Below are 16,380 nucleotides of genomic sequence, written 5' to 3'. Positions count from 1 at the left end.
TATTTCCCACAATTTTTAGACGTCAAGTGTACTATAAACAGCGTTTTCTTCAATAAATTCGCGACGAGGTTCTACTCGATCCCCCATCAACATATCAAAGATCTTATCTGCTTCGGCAGCATCATCTACCGAAACACGCGCCATCAAGCGATGTTCTGGATCCATGGTTGTTTCCCACAATTGGTGGTCATCCATTTCTCCTAAACCTTTATAACGTTGGATGGTTGGTTTTGAACGCCCTTCACTATGACGTGCTAAGGCTTCTTGGAGTTTAATTTCTTGATCCGCACCTGGCTGGATGTATTCTTTAATCTCACTTCCAACTTTTACTCCGTAAATTGGCGGTTGGGCAATGTAGACATATCCAGCTTCTAGAATTGGCTTCATGTAGCGGTAAATCAGAGTCAGTAAGAGGGTTCGAATGTGGGCTCCATCAACATCGGCATCGGTCATCAAAACGAGTTTTTGGTAACGAGCCTTAGTGACATCAAATTCTGCACCAAATCCTGTTCCCATGGCTGTGAAAAGGCTTCGAATTTCTTCGTTGGCAAGAATTTTATCCATGCTGGCTTTTTCAACGTTCAAGATCTTACCACGAATTGGCAAGATAGCTTGGAATTCACGGTTACGACCAGATTTAGCTGATCCACCAGCTGAGTCTCCCTCAACGATGAAGAGTTCGGTTTCAGCAGGGTTATTTGAAGAACAGTCTGCTAATTTCCCTGGAAGATTAGAAATTTCCAAGCCAGATTTCTTGCGAGTGACTTCACGCGCACGCTTAGCAGCTACACGAGCCTTGGCAGCCAAAATTCCTTTTTCCACGATGCGCTTGGCGATCTGTGGATTCTCCATGAGGAAATCAGAAAAGGCATCGCTGAAGAGGCGATTGGTAATCTTAACCACTTCGCTATTTCCCAGTTTGGTCTTAGTTTGTCCTTCAAACTGAGGGTTTGGATGCTTGACAGAGATAACAGCTGTCAATCCTTCACGGACATCCTCACCTGTTAGGTTATCTTCATTGTCTTTTAGCAGTTTATTCTTGCGGGCATAATCGTTGATAACACGAGTCAGAGCCGTACGGAAACCTTGCTCATGTGTTCCACCTTCATGGGTATGAATATTATTGGCGAAACTCATGACGTTTTCGTGGTAACTCGTTGTGTACTGCATGGCTACTTCAACTGTGATATCATCCATTTCACCATCTGTATAGATTGGTTTGTCAAAGATAACATCCTTATTTTCGTTGATATACTCAACGTAGCTAGCAATTCCACCTTCATAGTGATAATGCTTGGTTTGTTCGAGACCTTCACGCTTGTCTGTAATTGAAATTCGAAGTCCTCGGTTCAAAAAGGCTAATTCTTGAACACGTTTGTTTAATTTTTCAAAGTCAAAAGTCGTTGTTTCTGTAAAAATCTCTGGGTCTGGTGTAAAGTGAACTGTTGTTCCTGTTTTATCTGTATCTCCAACGACCTCAAGATCAGCAACAACATGACCACGACGGTATTCTTGGTAATGAATTTTGCCGTTTTTGTGAACATGAACATCTAGTTGCGTTGAAAGAGCGTTTACTACTGATGAACCTACTCCGTGGAGTCCACCTGATACCTTATATCCGCCACCGCCGAATTTTCCTCCAGCGTGAAGAACCGTAAAGACTGTCTCAACAGCAGGACGTCCCGTCTTTTCTTGAATATCAACAGGAATTCCACGACCGTCATCCACAACGGTAATGGAATCATCAGGTTCGATAAAGACTTGGATATGACTCGCAAATCCAGCCAAGGCCTCGTCAATAGAGTTATCAACAATTTCCCAGACTAGGTGGTGAAGCCCCTCTTTAGCAGTCGATCCGATATACATACCTGGACGCATACGAACGGCTTCCAGACCTTCTAAAACTTGAATTTGACTGGCATCATAATCCTGTGCCTGTTGGTTTTTGATTTCTTCTGTCATTTTTTTCCTTTTCTTACATGTCTATTGCTGGTCTCAATGTTGCAACTTTGTCAAAAAGATAGGCATCTAGGCCTGCAGCTTTACCTGCTTCTACATCAATATTTCTGTCACCAATGACCAAACCAGATGTAATATGATACTTATCACGTAAATAAATCATGGACTCAGGATCTGGTTTTCGTTTGAAACCTGAACTGGCAGTCACTACTTCGGTGAAGTAGTTGGCTATCTGGGTCTTGGCAAGAAGTTCTAGCACTTGGTCATTTCGATGAGAAACCAAGAAATGACGACCACCCTTGTCAGAGATGTCTTTAAGTAAGTCTGGAATTCCCTCAAACAAAACTGGATGTTCTAGCTCGCGCGCTTCATTTTCTTTGTAGTTCTCTAAAAAATCCTCGATATCTGGGGCAAACTTCTCAATGGCAAAAGCTGTCGAAACCTTCAAGGCTTCGTAAACACGGTCGTGTTCTTGCTCAATTCCATATTGGGCCAAGGTTTCTACAAAGGCTGCTGTAGAAGTCTCATAATTATCCAATAGGGTACCACCTAAATCCCATATGTAGTCGTGATATTTCATACCCTTCATTATACCATTTTTTTATGAAAAAAGCGATGATTTCCTAGATTTTTCCAAGTAAAAAACGAGAGTTCGCCTCTCGTTTTACTGTTGATTTCCAAAGACATCTCGATAGAGCATGCCGACTCGTAAACTTTCAGCATCTCCTCCCAACTGCTCTACCAACTCATAGGCAAAGGCAAGGGCAGTTGACGGTCCTCGGCTAGTTGTTAGATTGCCATCCACAACCACTGTTTGCTTTTGGTAAATCCCGTCAGTAATTTGCTCCTGAACACCGTCATAACAGGTAAAGTGCTTGTCTTTTAAAACACCCGCTTGATGGAGGGCGATTGGGGCTGCGCAGATAGCCGAAATCTTCTTTCCCTCTTGATTAAAGGCTTGAATCTCTGAAATAAGGGCTTGATTATCCCGTAGATTTGCTGATCCAGGCATGCCACCTGGCAGAACGAGCAAGTCATAGTCGGATAAATCACCATCAAAAACACGATTGGCTGTTACCTGAATGTCATGTGATCCTGTCACCTGTTCCTCAAATCCTACCATATCACAGGAAATGTTTGCTCGACGCAAGACATCGACTACTGTCAAGGCTTCGATTTCTTCAAAGCCATTTGCTAAGATAACTGCTACTTTTGCCATAGTGACCTCCTCTTATTTGATTTGTTTTAGGATGACTTTTTTTCGTTTGAATGGAATTTTCCCACTCTTTTCTTCAGCTAGATTGGTCTGGTAACTCATAGATAAGAGGAGACCAACTCCGATAAGGTTACTAATAATTGCGGACCCCCCTTGAGAGATGAAAGGTAAAGGTATCCCGGTCAGAGGAAGTAAGCCAGTCACTGCGCCAATATTTTCAAAGATATGGAAGAGCAGCATCATGATAAAGCCAGTCGAAATATAGGTATAGAACTGGTTATTTGATCTGAGCGTAATCTTCAACATCCGATAAATAAGAAGTAAGTACAATGCAATGACAAAGACTGATCCTATGAAGCCAAAATCTTCCGCAATTACGGTGAAAATCATATCACTCTCACGTACTGGAATGAGGAGATTGGAAACATTGAAACCTTGTCCAAACAAGCCACCACTTCCAATAGCAATCTGGCCCTGAGCCTGTTGGTAAGTTGTTGTTTGCGCGAAGTCAAAGGGATTGAGCCAAGCCAAAATACGGTTAATCTGGTAGGTCGGCATCCCAATCTGGTGCAAGAAAGCACGTCCATCTTTACTGATAAAAATTACTAGAAAGCCTGCTACTGCAGTTACTCCTGTAACAAAAACTGGAATGATAATCTTCCACGAAACCCCTGAAAGGAGAACCATACCTGCAAAAATAGCTACAAAGACCAAGGCAGTCCCCAAGTCACTTTGTAGGGCTAAAAGGACCAGCACTGGGATAGTAAAGCCAATCATCCAAATAATCAGCAGGAAATCCAAAGGGATGGTTCGGCGCCACTCCTTGTGCTTTTGAGTGAATTGCACAATGACTCGAGCTAAAATCAAGATGTAGGAAATCTTCATGAACTCAGATGGTTGAAAAAGTGTTGTCCCTCCAATTGACACCCAGTTTTTAGCACCCGTAGAAGCTACCAAACTCGGATTGTAAAAAACAAGAGGTAGGACCATCAAAGCTAGCCCTAGACCATAAAGATAGGGAGTCACCTTCCATAAAAACTCGGTATTAAAGAACATGACCACAAATCCAATGACAAGACCCAAGGCAATCCAAGCGATTTGCTGGCCTAGAATTGGTAATACATTATTTGGATAGTCATGGCTAACTGCTATATAAATAGCCACTACTCCAATCACCAGTAGACAAAATACTGGTAGAAGAAGACTATAGTCGACTCGAGAGTCGAAGGAACGTTTCATATTTTTTACCTTTTCTCTTTCTTGGATTTTTCTTTCATTCTATTGCGACGAGATTGTAGAAAATCTGCTACTGCAGACTCTAGCTGTTCTCTAGCAAGGACCCGAACCTTTCTTTCTTTTGACAAGGTTTGGGAAATTTGTTTGCCATAGCGCTTGCTGACGACACGACTGTCTAAGATTACAGCAACCGAACCTTGGTCAGGCCGTCTAACAGTTCGACCTAATGCTTGTTTTAGCCGAATAATAGCCATCGGCAATTGATAATCATAGAAGGGATTTTTTCCTTCACGACGTAGTTCTTGGTTTAATTTTTTGGTTAACGGTTCTTGGGGATTTTGGAAAGGCAATCTCGGAATCACTTGAAGTACAAATGGATGGGTTGAAAAATCAACTCCTTCCCAGAAACTACCTGTTCCAAGCAATATCTGACGTTCGCCTTTTTCAAAACGTTTTTTCAGTTGGCTTGGTTCTCCATTTTTATACTGAGCTAGATGCGGTTGGTCTAGCAAATCTGAAACTATCAGCAACATCTCTTTTGAGGTAAACAAAACCAATAAGGGTTCTTGAAAGGCTTGTAACCTTCGAATGACAGAAGCTACTTCACTCGCATAGTCAAAAGGCGAAACTTCGGTAACGAGAGGAAAGTCATCAATTAGATAGACTTCTTGTTGCTCCTGTTTTGCTACATCAAGCCTAAAAAGCGGAGCATCTGGAAAGCCCAATAAATCTGCTAGGGAAACTCGATTGCTGATTTCAAGAGTAGCTGATACTCCTAGGAGCCTACAATCTTCTGGCAATAAGTCTGCTAGTATAAAGCGACCTTTTTTGCTTGAACAAATCAAGACATCCTTGCTAGATTTCTCTGCTGTAGCAAGCCAAAATTCACGGTCCGAGGTGAAAAAGTTTGCAAGCTCTCTATACTCTGGGAGAGCTAGCTCCGAAAAATGCTGGCGCAAGTGTTCGAGAGAATCCAACCACTTTCCATTCTTCAGATCTGACTGATAGTGCTCCATCAAGTAACGACATTCAAAGCCGATACTCTCAAGCAAGCGTTTCTGAACCAAATCTTCCTCTGTCTCCAAGGACTTATCAAGCTGGGTTACAAGTTCCTCAAGACGATAAACCTGCTGGGCTAGATTTTCGAGAGCTAGCAGCATTTTTTGAGCTTCATCCAAGATCAGCAAACGGTTGTCGACAAACTCTGGATTGTCTTCCAAACGAGTGATCAGATAGGCATGATTGGTCAAGAGAACACGACTGGTCTTGGCCTTTTCCTGCCCTCGTTTCCAAAAATCCTCTGTAGCAAATAGGCTTTTCTTTGAAAGCTTACCATCGTGGACTAGTTCAGGCAGAAAGTGCTGATAGCGATAAAGTTGCCCGATTTCGTCCAAGTCGCCAGTCTCTGTCTCTGTTAGCCAGATGAGCAGTTGCATTTTAAAGCGTGTGAAAAGGCGATTGGACTCCGGTCGATGGAGAACTCGGTGAAAGGCATCCAGTTTTAAATAATTTTGAGGCCCCTTGAGACTATGAATTTCCAGATGGAAGACCTCTTTTAAGCGCTGACCTTCTTCTTGTATGATTTGATTTTGAAGAATTTTGGTCGGAACACTCACTAGGACACCTGCTTGACTCTCCAAGTTCAAAGCTGGGAGGAGATAACCATAAGTCTTGCCTAGTCCTGTTTGAGCTTGAATGAAGGAAGTCTGGTGTTCTTCCAATAAGTGCTCAACCTTCTCCGCAAATTCCAACTGTTGCGGACGCTCCTCCAGCCCCAATAAAGAAATATTTTTAGCAAAATCTTTGGATAACTTTCGTGGGACTAAGCCTTTGCTTTCCTTTTTGAGGAAAAGCCCATGAAGCTCCATCAGGTCTGGCGAAGATAAGAGCGATTGTTGCTGATAGACCTCCTCAATCACCAGATAACTTTCATAGAGAAGGTTGTCTGCAAGGTTTAACAAGCTTTCTAAAAGCCCTTTTGGTAACTCAAATAGTTTTTGATGCATGTAAAGCAAGAGTTCAGCTGTTGCCTGAGCATCTGACAGGGCAGTATGGGCATGTTCCAGCTCAATGCCCAACTCTTGACAAAGGATACCTAAGTTATACTTTTCAAACTGAGGATACAGAACTTGAGCAAGCTCAACAGTATCCACCCGCGGTGTGCGCAATTCATATCCTTCAAAAAAGAGGAATTCTGCAAGAAGGTTGGCATCAAACTGTACATTGTGCGCAACAAAAATACCGTCCTTAACCAATTCAAAAATTTTTCCAGCCACCTGAGAAAACTCTGGCGCTGCAGCCAAACGCTGATCGGTCAGACCTGTTAATTCTTTGATATGAGAATCCAAGGGTTCGTGGGGATTGACATCAGTCGCATACTGATCGATGATTTCACCATTCTCAATCACCACAATGCCTACTTGAATAATTTTTGCCTTGCTTCCGGTGCTGGTCGCCTCTAAATCAACGACCACATACCGATCATTTCTTGCATTCATCATTAAAAATTATATCAAAAAAAGCATGATTTGACACCCCTCAACTTTGATAACAATCTCACTTTCCTTTTGAGTTTGAGTAAAAATCAAGACCTTAAAAGTGAGAATTCCTCGTAAGTTCAGCAGTTGATTGCTGGTTCTGAGGTATTTGAAAACCTTATCAACAAACCTACATCAACATAAAAAGACAACCAAGGTATTAGCTGCCTTTTTGAGATATCTTTTTCATTGTTTTCGGAAGAGTTTTACTAATTTCGGTAGGCAAGACAAGGTAATTTTCTTGAGCTAGTTCTTGCGCGATAGCTGAATGAAGGTGAGTCGCTACCACCACTCTCTCATAGAGACTGACTTGGTGAAACTGACCTGCAAAACCAGCAATCATCCCAGCTAGAGTATCTCCCATCCCACCAGTTGCTTGATAGGGGCCTCCGACTTCTAATTGATAATATTCAGACTGACCGACTTGCCAGATACGAGTCGCTGGACCTTTCTCGATAAGAATCGTTTCTTGAGGAAAAGCTGAAAGAGCCCTAGCAGTCGTCTCTGTATTTTGATGGTCAAGAACTATACCAGACAGTCTTTCCCATTCCTTTTGGTGGGGAGTTAGGATGAGCTGACTGAAAGGGAATGGTAACTGGCCTTTTGCTAAGATGCCCAAAGCACCGCCATCTGCAATCAAAATCTGGTCATTTCTGAGCTCATCAAAAACCCGTTTTACGAGTTTTTCTCCAAATGCATCCTCTCGCAAGCCCGGACCTAACAAGACAACTTCAGCCTTTTCCAACTGTTCTTTTAACAATTGCTGGTCTTGAAGAGAAAAAGCCATGGCCTCAGGTAAATGGCTGTGCAGAGCCGGAATATTCTCCTTATCCGTGCCAACAGTCACCAACCCTGCCCCACTTTTGACAGCTGCAATGGCTGACATGATGATAGCTCCCCCATAAGGATAGGTCCCTCCCAGCAAGAGCAGACGACCGTAATCTCCCTTATGACTGTGACGACAACGTTCAATAATGACTTTTTCTAATAAAGTTTGATCAATCACTTTCATCGTTTTTTCCTCAACTATCCTTTATCTGATTGTTTTAAAACAACTTGATAGACTTTCTTAGTCCACTCTTCTAAGTCTTCTCCAGCATAGTCAAGATAATGCACCCTATCTTGTATTTTAGTTGGAATAATATTTTCAAATTGGCACTTATTATGAGTTGGAATAATGCAAATATACAACTCACTTAATAAATTAAGCATGTCCTTAATTTTTGCAACATGGTAACCATCAAAAATATAACCAGGAACTTTAATCAAATCTGTATAGATAAAATGAAAACTTACTCCAGGAATAAACTTATCTTGTAATTCTTTCTCTGAGGGAGCTCGACCTAATAAACGCTCCATCGCCAATCGATAACCAGAACTTGTATTTGACCATCCTAACATGACATAGTCAAAATAATCTTTCGGATCAGATGCAGCATTTCGACTATCCAAAACCAACTCCTCAGCATCTCGCCTAAAGGCTTTCACAGCAGATAAGAGCTGACCTGTTTTAAAAATAGAAATCGCTGCATCTATAGTCGTAGTATGACTACAGTAGTCTGAAGTCACTAACCTCTTATGTAGGTCATAAGTCGAAGCTACTCTTTTATCTGTAGGGGTAAATGGTGGAAGAAAGGGATGCTGACAGATGTAATCTAAAATCTCTTTTTTTAAACAAGAATCAGCACACTCGATACTTGTTTGACGTTTATGAAGTTTTTCGTAAGCTATAAATTTAGCAATTTTTTCTAATTCCCACTCTTGAATATTTGGATAATCAAATAGTGCTAAGTAGTATATTCCATCCCATTGTAAACTATATTCTCCATTATAAATTTTTAAAATCATCTAATCACCTCACTCCATTATACTACAAAAGGAGGCTCGGACCTCCTTCTACACTATTTTCCCTTAAATTCCGCAAAAGTCTGTAAGATTTTAGCTGCCACTGCTGGAGAAGGTTCTCCTTTTTGCTCTAACGTGTCATCTGCATATGGAGTAAGGCCAGCAAAATCTCCTATCTGGACAGAATAGAGAGACGTTTTAAATAGTTCAATATCGTTTTGGTCATTTCCAAAAGCTATGAAGTTCTCCCCACATAGTTTTTCAACAGTTGTCGCCTTATGAGTATCCAAGGGATTAACATAGAGGCACTTTTCATGCGCATGATAGGAGAGATGAGCCTGTCCTAGTCTTTCTAACTGACCAAGCAAATCATCAAGCAATTCCTCGTGGTCACCCATATAAACGACTACCTTAATCGGAGTCCCTAAGTCCTCGAGTTTCTGATGACGAGCTACCTTTAGGGGATCCACACTGGAAATAAATGGAATCTTCTCCACAATTTGACCACTATAGTCAAAGCGATCGTCCACAAAGAAAGGGAGATTATAGGTCTGGCAATAATCTATTAGCGCCTGATAAACTTTAGCATCAAGATTCCTTTCGAAGATAGTCTTCCCCAAGTAATAGGCTACGCCTCCATTCAAACCTATGACCAGGCGCTGACTGAGTTCGGAACCTAATAAACCCAAGCAATCCCGATAAGAGCGAGCTGAGGCAAAGACAACCTCATGCCCATAATCTTCAGCCTTTAAAAGAACCTGCTGAATCTCTTCATCTATAGTCATATAGTCAAAAGATAGCGTTCCATCCAGGTCAAATACGAATTTCATCTTCCTAGTCCTTGTTTAGTGTTCGAAGCGCTGCCTGATAGGTTTGCTCCATTAGCATGGTAATCGTCATAGGGCCAACTCCACCCGGTACAGGTGTGATGTGGCTGGCAAGTGGTGCAACAGCATCATAATCAACATCTCCACAAAGCTTGCCATTTTCATCTCGGTTCATCCCAACGTCAATGACAACCGCTCCTGGTTTGACAAAGTCAGCAGTCACAAACTTAGCGCGACCGATGGCAACCACTAGAATATCTGCCTTAGCAGCCACCTTGGCAAGATGATGGGTGCGTGAGTGAGTCAAAGTCACAGTCGCATTCTTGGCTAAAAGAAGCTGAGCCATTGGTTTCCCAACGATATTTGAACGACCGATAACAACCGCATTTTTACCTTCTAGATCAATCCCATATTCATGAAACATCTCCATAATTCCTGCAGGTGTTGAAGGAATCATAACTGGATGACCAGACCAGAGGCGACCCATGTTTAGGGGATGGAAACCATCCACGTCTTTTTCGGGGTCAATGGCTAATAAAACTGCCTCTTCGTCAATATGTTTTGGCAAAGGTAATTGAACCAAAATCCCATGCCAAGCTGGATCTTGATTGTATTTGGCAATCAAGTCTAACAATTCCGCTTGGGTAATGGTCTCTGGAACTCGCACTACTTCACTACGGAATCCTGCAGCAAGAGCTGACCGTTCCTTGTTGCGAACGTAGACTTGGCTGGCAGGATTGTCTCCCACCAAAATCACTACCAATCCTGGAACTAGACCTGTTTCTTCTTTTAGTTTAGCCGTCTTTTCAGCCAACTGTCCTTGTAACTTAGCTGCAAGAGCCTTCCCATCGATAATCTGTGCCATATCTCTTCTCTTTTCTATCAAATATCCTCTATTATATCAAAAAATAACTTGCCATTCTAACACTTCCTGACTAATAGACCTTATAGTTTGAAACTATAAGAAAAAGCTCTTGTCGAGCTTTTAGTTCCTATTGATATTAGGTAAATCTGTTATGCTTTCTTTTTAACTTTTGGAGCCGGTAAGACTTCATACATCTCCTTGATTAGTCTCGCTAGAAATGACTTATCTTCAAGTTCTTCTAGTAAAATCATCTCCTTAGCTCCTTCATAAGGACGTTCAAGCCTAGTCTGTCCCAGTTGATCCATGACCAGCTTCACAGGCTTCAGTAACAAACGATTATCATAGATTCCCCCAATAATCTTCCCACGATAATAAAGGATATACTCTCCCATCATTGGACGATAACTCATCTCCTCTAGCTCTGATAGCTGTTCGAGAATAAAATCTAAATATTCTTTACTGGAAGCCATGATGCCTACTCCATTTCTTCTAAAAATGAGGTATTACAAAACCTTACTCAAAAATTCCTTGGTTCGTTGTTCTTTTGTTTGATCGAAAATCTCCTCTGGTGTCCCATCTTCGACAACAACTCCATCCGCCATAAAGATGACACGGTCTGCTACCTCACGCACAAAGCCCATTTCATGAGTCACAATCACCATAGTCATCCCTGACTTGGCAAGGTCTTGCATAACAGCTAGAACTTCTCCAACCATCTCAGGATCTAGGGCTGAAGTCGGCTCATCAAAAAGCAAAACATCTGGTTCCATAGCCAGTCCACGTGCAATGGCAATCCGTTGTTGCTGACCACCTGATAAACTCTGAGGATAAGCCGTCGCCTTATCTGGCAAGCCAACTTTTTCTAACAGTTCCTGTGCTCTTTTCTCCGCAACTTCCTTGCTTTCACCTTTGGTTTTAATTGGTGATAAAGTGATATTTTCCATCACTGTCATATTAGGAAAGAGGTTGAATTGTTGGAATACCATACCCATCTTTTCACGCATGGCAAAAAGGTCATTTTTCTTATCAGTGATATCAACTCCTTCAAAGATAACCTTACCTTTACTTGCTTCTTCAAGGAGATTCATCGAACGAAGGAGAGTTGATTTCCCGCTGCCTGACGGACCGATAATGACCACAACTTCTCCACGTTTAATCTCAAGATTGATGCCTTTTAAAACTTCATTTTTCCCAAAAGATTTATGTAGTTCTTCAATTTTAATCAAGGTTTCTGTCATTATTTCTTATCTCCTTGTCCAATATGTTTTTCAAATGCTTTCAACGCCACTGTCAAAACAGAGGTCATAATCAAATAGTAAAAGGCTGCAAATAAAAGTGGAGTCAATGGTAAATAAGTTGTTGTTGCTACTGTCGTTGCACCATTCCACAACTCCATCACCCCAATCGCAGACAAGAGGGAACTATCCTTGATAATGGTGATAAATTCATTTCCCAGAGCTGGAAGAATATTTTTGATAGCTTGTGGCAAAATGACATAACGCATGGCATTTTTCGGACGAATACCGAGAGAATATGCGGCCTCTAACTGCCCTTTAGGAACCGCATTGATCCCCGCACGAACAGTTTCTGAAACGTAAGCTCCACTGTTCATAGAAATAATCAGAATACCAGGAATCAAACGAGAAAGATCAACTCCTAAAATTCCCACTTGGATAGTCGGAGCATTGATATGCATAAGAGCAAAGGCAATCATAATCTGAACCATCATCGGAGTTCCACGGAAGATCCAAACATACACATTTGCAAACCAAACGAGCGGTTTAAAGCGTGATCGCTGAGCAAAGGCCAGCAACACACCTATAATGGTACCTAAGCAGACAACAAGGATGGAAATCAATACGGTAATCAGAGCACCATAGTTAAAATACGGTAAATACTTTGGTAAAAAAGAAAAATTCATATAAACTCAGCTTTCTAAATATCAGATTGTATGATTATAACATGAATTGAATTAAAATTCAATCTTTTTTCACTGGTTTTCACCAATAATTTTATGCAAAAGAGAAATAGCGAGAAATCTTAGTTTTTTCTAGTCAAGTCCCCGTGGTTTATGGTAAAATAGTAACGATAAGAAATGGAGGAGAATCATAATGGAATCACATTTGGTTAGAATCATCAACCGCCTAGAAGCTATGACAAAAGATGGCGGAAATCTAAAACGTAATTTTGAACGTGAAGGAGTTGTTGTTGCAGAAGTTGCTTACAGCTATGACGAAGAAAATGGATCACTCTTCACCCTTCGCGATGTTGAAGCACGTGAAACCTATACCTTTGATAGCATTGACTTGATTGCAATGGAGATCTACGAACTCCTTTACTAATAGAATAACAGCGGGGAAACCTGACTGATGAACGAGAATCCTTTTTGTCCCTGCAAATAGGATTTTTTCTTACCATCAGCAACCGAGATTTTCGTAGAGAACTTTCTCTCGAAATCTCCCTAGCCCAATCTTTTTACTTGCTTTACACCTTAATCATGCTATAATGAGAATATAAAAACTTTGACTATTTTTGACCTTTTATCAGGCCAAGGGTAAGAATGAAATGAGGTAGATGTATGCTCTGTCAAAACTGTAAAATTAACGACTCAACAATTCATCTTTATACCAATCTCAATGGACAGCAAAAACAAATTGATCTCTGTCAAAATTGCTATAAAATTATCAAAACAGATCCTAACAATAGCTTATTCAAAGGCATTACAGATTTAAACAATCGTGATTTTGATCCATTTGGAGACTTCTTTAATGATCTGAATAACTTTAGACCCTCTTCAAATAATAATGTTCCTCCAACCCAGTCAGGTGGTGGATATGGTGGCAATGGTGGTTTTGGTTCCCAAAATCGCGGACCAGCTCAAACACCACCTCCAAGTCAAGAGAAAGGTCTCCTAGAAGAGTATGGGATCAATGTTACTGAGATTGCCCGTCGAGGAGATATTGACCCTGTTATCGGTCGAGACGAAGAAATAATCCGTGTTATCGAAATCCTCAACCGTCGAACCAAGAACAATCCTGTCCTTATCGGTGAACCAGGTGTTGGTAAAACAGCCGTTGTTGAAGGTCTGGCTCAAAAAATCGTTGATGGTGATGTTCCCCATAAACTCCAAGGCAAGCAAGTCATCCGTTTGGATGTGGTCAGCCTAGTTCAAGGAACAGGTATCCGAGGTCAATTTGAAGAGCGTATGCAAAAGCTCATGGAAGAGATACGCAATCGTGAGGATATCATTCTCTTTATCGATGAAATCCATGAAATTGTCGGCGCAGGATCTGCTGGTGATGGCAATATGGATGCAGGAAATATCCTCAAACCTGCCCTTGCCCGTGGTGAATTGCAATTGGTTGGTGCTACCACTCTCAATGAATACCGCATCATTGAAAAAGATGCTGCTCTCGAGCGCCGTATGCAGCCTGTCAAGGTAGATGAACCAACTGTCGAAGAAACCATTATCATCCTCAAAGGGGTTCAAAAGAAATACGAAGACTACCATCACGTCAAGTATACTGATGCGGCTATAGAAGCTGCTGCAAATCTATCCAATCGCTACATTCAGGACCGCTTCCTACCTGACAAGGCTATTGACCTTTTGGACGAAGCCGGTTCAAAGATGAATCTGACCCTAAACTTTGTGGATCCCAAAGTGATCGACCAGCGTTTAATTGAGGCTGAGAAGCTCAAGGCTCAAGCTACACGAGAGGAAGACTTTGAAAAAGCTGCCTACTTCCGTGATCAGATTGCCAAGTACAAGGAAATGCAGAAGAAAAAGGTGACCGATCAGGATACTCCAATCATCAGCGAGAAAACCATTGAACACATCATCGAGCAGAAAACCAATATCCCTGTTGGTGAACTAAAAGAAAAAGAACAGTCTCAACTCATCCATCTAGCAGAAGACCTCAAGTCCCATGTTATCGGACAAGACGAGGCTGTCGATAAGATTGCCAAAGCCATCCGTCGTAATCGTGTTGGACTTGGAACTCTCAACCGTCCAATCGGAAGCTTCCTCTTTGTCGGACCAACTGGTGTCGGTAAGACAGAACTGTCCAAACAACTAGCCATTGAACTCTTTGGTTCTGCTGACAGCATGATTCGCTTTGATATGAGTGAATACATGGAAAAACACAGTGTGGCTAAATTGGTCGGAGCCCCTCCAGGTTATGTTGGCTATGATGAAGCTGGGCAACTAACAGAAAAAGTGCGTCGCAATCCCTACTCTCTCATCCTTCTCGATGAAGTCGAAAAAGCTCATCCTGATGTCATGCACATGTTCCTTCAAGTCTTGGACGATGGTCGTTTGACAGACGGACAAGGACGCACTGTTAGCTTCAAGGATGCTATCATTATCATGACTTCAAATGCTGGGACTGGCAAGGCTGAAGCTAGCGTTGGTTTTGGAGCCGCTCGCGAAGGTCGGACCAACTCTGTCCTCGGAGAACTCGGCAACTTCTTTAGCCCAGAATTTATGAACCGTTTTGACGGCATCATCGAGTTCAAAGCTCTCAGCAAGGACAACCTTCTCCAAATCGTCGACCTTATGTTAGCAGATGTCAATGACCGTCTAGCAAGCAATAACATCCACCTATATGTGACAGACAAGGTCAAGGAAAAATTGGTTGACTTGGGATATGATCCAAAAATGGGAGCACGCCCACTCCGCCGTACCATTCAAGACTATATCGAGGACGCAATCACTGACTACTACCTTGGAAATCCAAGTGAGAAAGATCTCAAGGCCATAATGACAAGCAATGGTAAGATACAAATCAAATCTGCTAAAAAGACTGAAAAAATAGAAGAGATTGCTTCTGAAAAAGAAGAATAAAACGATCTAACAGGTGCAGAAAGTCTAGCAATTTCTGCACCTTTTTTTACTAAAATAACTGTAAATTCTTGACAGCTTGCCCCTCGTCCATTATGATAATAATAAAGATACTAAAGAATGAGGATAGTTCAATGGCCAACCCAACTTTTGGTGAAAAAAAAGAAAATGTGACCTACCAGCACCGCTATGGTGTGTACGCAGTTATTCCTGATCCTGATAAAAAACAAATCGTTTTAGTTCAAGCTCCCAATGGGGCTTGGTTCTTGCCAGGTGGAGAGATTGAAGAGGGCGAAGACCATCAAGAAGCACTGAAGAGAGAACTCATCGAAGAACTCGGTTTTACTGCTGAAATCGGGACCTATTACGGACAAGCTGATGAGTATTTCTACTCTCGCCACCGTGACACCTACTACTACAATCCAGCTTATCTCTACGAAGCCACTTCTTTCCAAGAAGTACAAAAACCTTTAGAAGACTTTAATCATATTGCTTGGTTTCCTATTGACCAGGCAATAGAAAAACTCAAACGTGGTAGCCACAAATGGGGAATTGAAGCTTGGAAAATCCAGCATGGAATTGGCTAAAATACACGATTTTATCCAAAAAGTGCTATAATAGAGTTAGAAAATCGGAGGAACTATTATGAAGCTTATCAACACGACTAATTCACACTCGCAACTTGTTAAAAGCCAATTAGAAAGCACTGACGCAACGCTTGTTGAGGTCTATTCAGCTGGGAACACAGATGTGATTTTCACTCAAGCTCCGCTTCACTATGAAATCCTCATTTCCAACAAACACCGCGCTATTCGTGAACCAGAAATCGAAACCATCCAAGATTTCTTCATGAAACGCAAAATCGATAAAGATAATATCGATGAAGCTAATATCAAGACGCTTTATTCAGATAAATTGATTGAAATTTCTATTCCTACAAAATAAGAAAGCCAGCCAAAAGCTGGTTTTCTTTTGCAAAAAAAGATTGGTAGGCCCTGAACTGCACCCCAAAAGTTAGACAGAAAAAAATCTAACTTTTGGGGTGTTTTTATTAT

The 16,380-nt window shown here is 41.6% G+C and carries 16 protein-coding genes; 4 read left to right on the top strand and 12 right to left on the bottom strand.

What is annotated here, in order from left to right; all coding sequences use genetic code 11:
• Positions 1-15: 15 nt before the first annotated feature.
• The 12 genes from gyrB to ADI74_RS04140 form a co-directional block, all read right to left on the bottom strand.
• A complete protein-coding gene (gene gyrB, locus ADI74_RS04195; protein WP_049537211.1) occupies positions 16-1,962 on the bottom strand; it encodes a DNA topoisomerase (ATP-hydrolyzing) subunit B in 1,947 nt (648 codons plus the stop codon).
• A 13-nt stretch (positions 1,963-1,975) separates the two neighbouring features.
• Complete coding sequence (locus tag ADI74_RS04190; protein ID WP_049537399.1) at positions 1,976-2,539, bottom strand: HAD-IA family hydrolase; 564 nt, start codon at positions 2,537-2,539, stop codon at positions 1,976-1,978.
• A gap of 84 nt (positions 2,540-2,623) precedes the next feature.
• A complete protein-coding gene (locus tag ADI74_RS04185) occupies positions 2,624-3,178 on the bottom strand; it encodes a DJ-1 family glyoxalase III (RefSeq protein ID WP_049537209.1) in 555 nt (184 codons plus the stop codon).
• Positions 3,179-3,190: 12 nt separating this feature from the next.
• Positions 3,191-4,414, bottom strand: a complete 1,224-nt coding sequence (locus tag ADI74_RS04180) for an FtsW/RodA/SpoVE family cell cycle protein (protein WP_049537208.1) — start codon at positions 4,412-4,414, stop codon at positions 3,191-3,193.
• Between the two features lie 5 nt (positions 4,415-4,419).
• Entirely contained in the window at positions 4,420-6,909 is a 2,490-nt protein-coding gene (locus tag ADI74_RS04175; protein WP_049537397.1) for a bifunctional DnaQ family exonuclease/ATP-dependent helicase, read from the bottom strand.
• Positions 6,910-7,108: 199 nt separating this feature from the next.
• Positions 7,109-7,960 carry an NAD(P)H-hydrate dehydratase gene (locus ADI74_RS04170; protein ID WP_049537206.1) on the bottom strand — a complete coding sequence of 284 codons (852 nt, stop codon included), beginning with the start codon at positions 7,958-7,960 and terminating at the stop codon, positions 7,109-7,111.
• A gap of 14 nt (positions 7,961-7,974) precedes the next feature.
• Complete coding sequence (locus ADI74_RS04165) at positions 7,975-8,796, bottom strand: hypothetical protein (RefSeq protein ID WP_049537203.1); 822 nt, start codon at positions 8,794-8,796, stop codon at positions 7,975-7,977.
• A 53-nt stretch (positions 8,797-8,849) separates the two neighbouring features.
• A complete protein-coding gene (locus ADI74_RS04160) occupies positions 8,850-9,623 on the bottom strand; it encodes an HAD hydrolase family protein (RefSeq protein ID WP_049537202.1) in 774 nt (257 codons plus the stop codon).
• A gap of 4 nt (positions 9,624-9,627) precedes the next feature.
• A complete protein-coding gene (locus ADI74_RS04155; protein ID WP_000057225.1) occupies positions 9,628-10,485 on the bottom strand; it encodes a bifunctional methylenetetrahydrofolate dehydrogenase/methenyltetrahydrofolate cyclohydrolase in 858 nt (285 codons plus the stop codon).
• 149 nt (positions 10,486-10,634) lie between these two features.
• Complete coding sequence (locus ADI74_RS04150; RefSeq protein WP_049537201.1) at positions 10,635-10,955, bottom strand: TfoX/Sxy family protein; 321 nt, start codon at positions 10,953-10,955, stop codon at positions 10,635-10,637.
• Positions 10,956-10,988: 33 nt separating this feature from the next.
• On the bottom strand, positions 10,989-11,723 hold the full coding sequence (locus ADI74_RS04145) for an amino acid ABC transporter ATP-binding protein (protein WP_049537200.1): 735 nt from the start codon (positions 11,721-11,723) through the stop codon (positions 10,989-10,991).
• Positions 11,723-12,406 (bottom strand): amino acid ABC transporter permease, encoded by a 684-nt coding sequence (locus ADI74_RS04140; RefSeq protein WP_001011622.1) that lies wholly within the window; start codon positions 12,404-12,406, stop codon positions 11,723-11,725. Before ADI74_RS04140 ends, ADI74_RS04145 begins: the two co-directional genes overlap by 1 nt.
• 190 nt (positions 12,407-12,596) lie before the next feature.
• On the opposite strand from ADI74_RS04140, the gene ADI74_RS04135 reads away from it, so the two are divergent.
• The 4 genes from ADI74_RS04135 to ADI74_RS04120 all read left to right on the top strand — a co-directional run bounded on the left by ADI74_RS04135 (position 12,597) and on the right by ADI74_RS04120 (position 16,270).
• Positions 12,597-12,827 (top strand): DUF1797 family protein, encoded by a 231-nt coding sequence (locus ADI74_RS04135; protein ID WP_000443579.1) that lies wholly within the window; start codon positions 12,597-12,599, stop codon positions 12,825-12,827.
• Between the two features lie 236 nt (positions 12,828-13,063).
• Positions 13,064-15,328, top strand: coding sequence for an ATP-dependent Clp protease ATP-binding subunit (locus tag ADI74_RS04130; RefSeq protein WP_049537199.1), 2,265 nt, complete (start codon positions 13,064-13,066; stop codon positions 15,326-15,328).
• Positions 15,329-15,459: 131 nt separating this feature from the next.
• A complete protein-coding gene (locus ADI74_RS04125; protein ID WP_049537197.1) occupies positions 15,460-15,912 on the top strand; it encodes an NUDIX hydrolase in 453 nt (150 codons plus the stop codon).
• Between the two features lie 58 nt (positions 15,913-15,970).
• Positions 15,971-16,270, top strand: coding sequence for a DUF1827 family protein (locus tag ADI74_RS04120; RefSeq protein ID WP_000767191.1), 300 nt, complete (start codon positions 15,971-15,973; stop codon positions 16,268-16,270).
• Positions 16,271-16,380: the final 110 nt, after the last annotated feature.

It is taken from the genome of Streptococcus pseudopneumoniae (genome assembly GCF_001074565.1).
Classification (GTDB): Bacteria; Bacillota; Bacilli; order Lactobacillales; family Streptococcaceae; genus Streptococcus; species Streptococcus pseudopneumoniae_J.
This window is presented reverse-complemented; position numbering and strand designations above follow the sequence as displayed.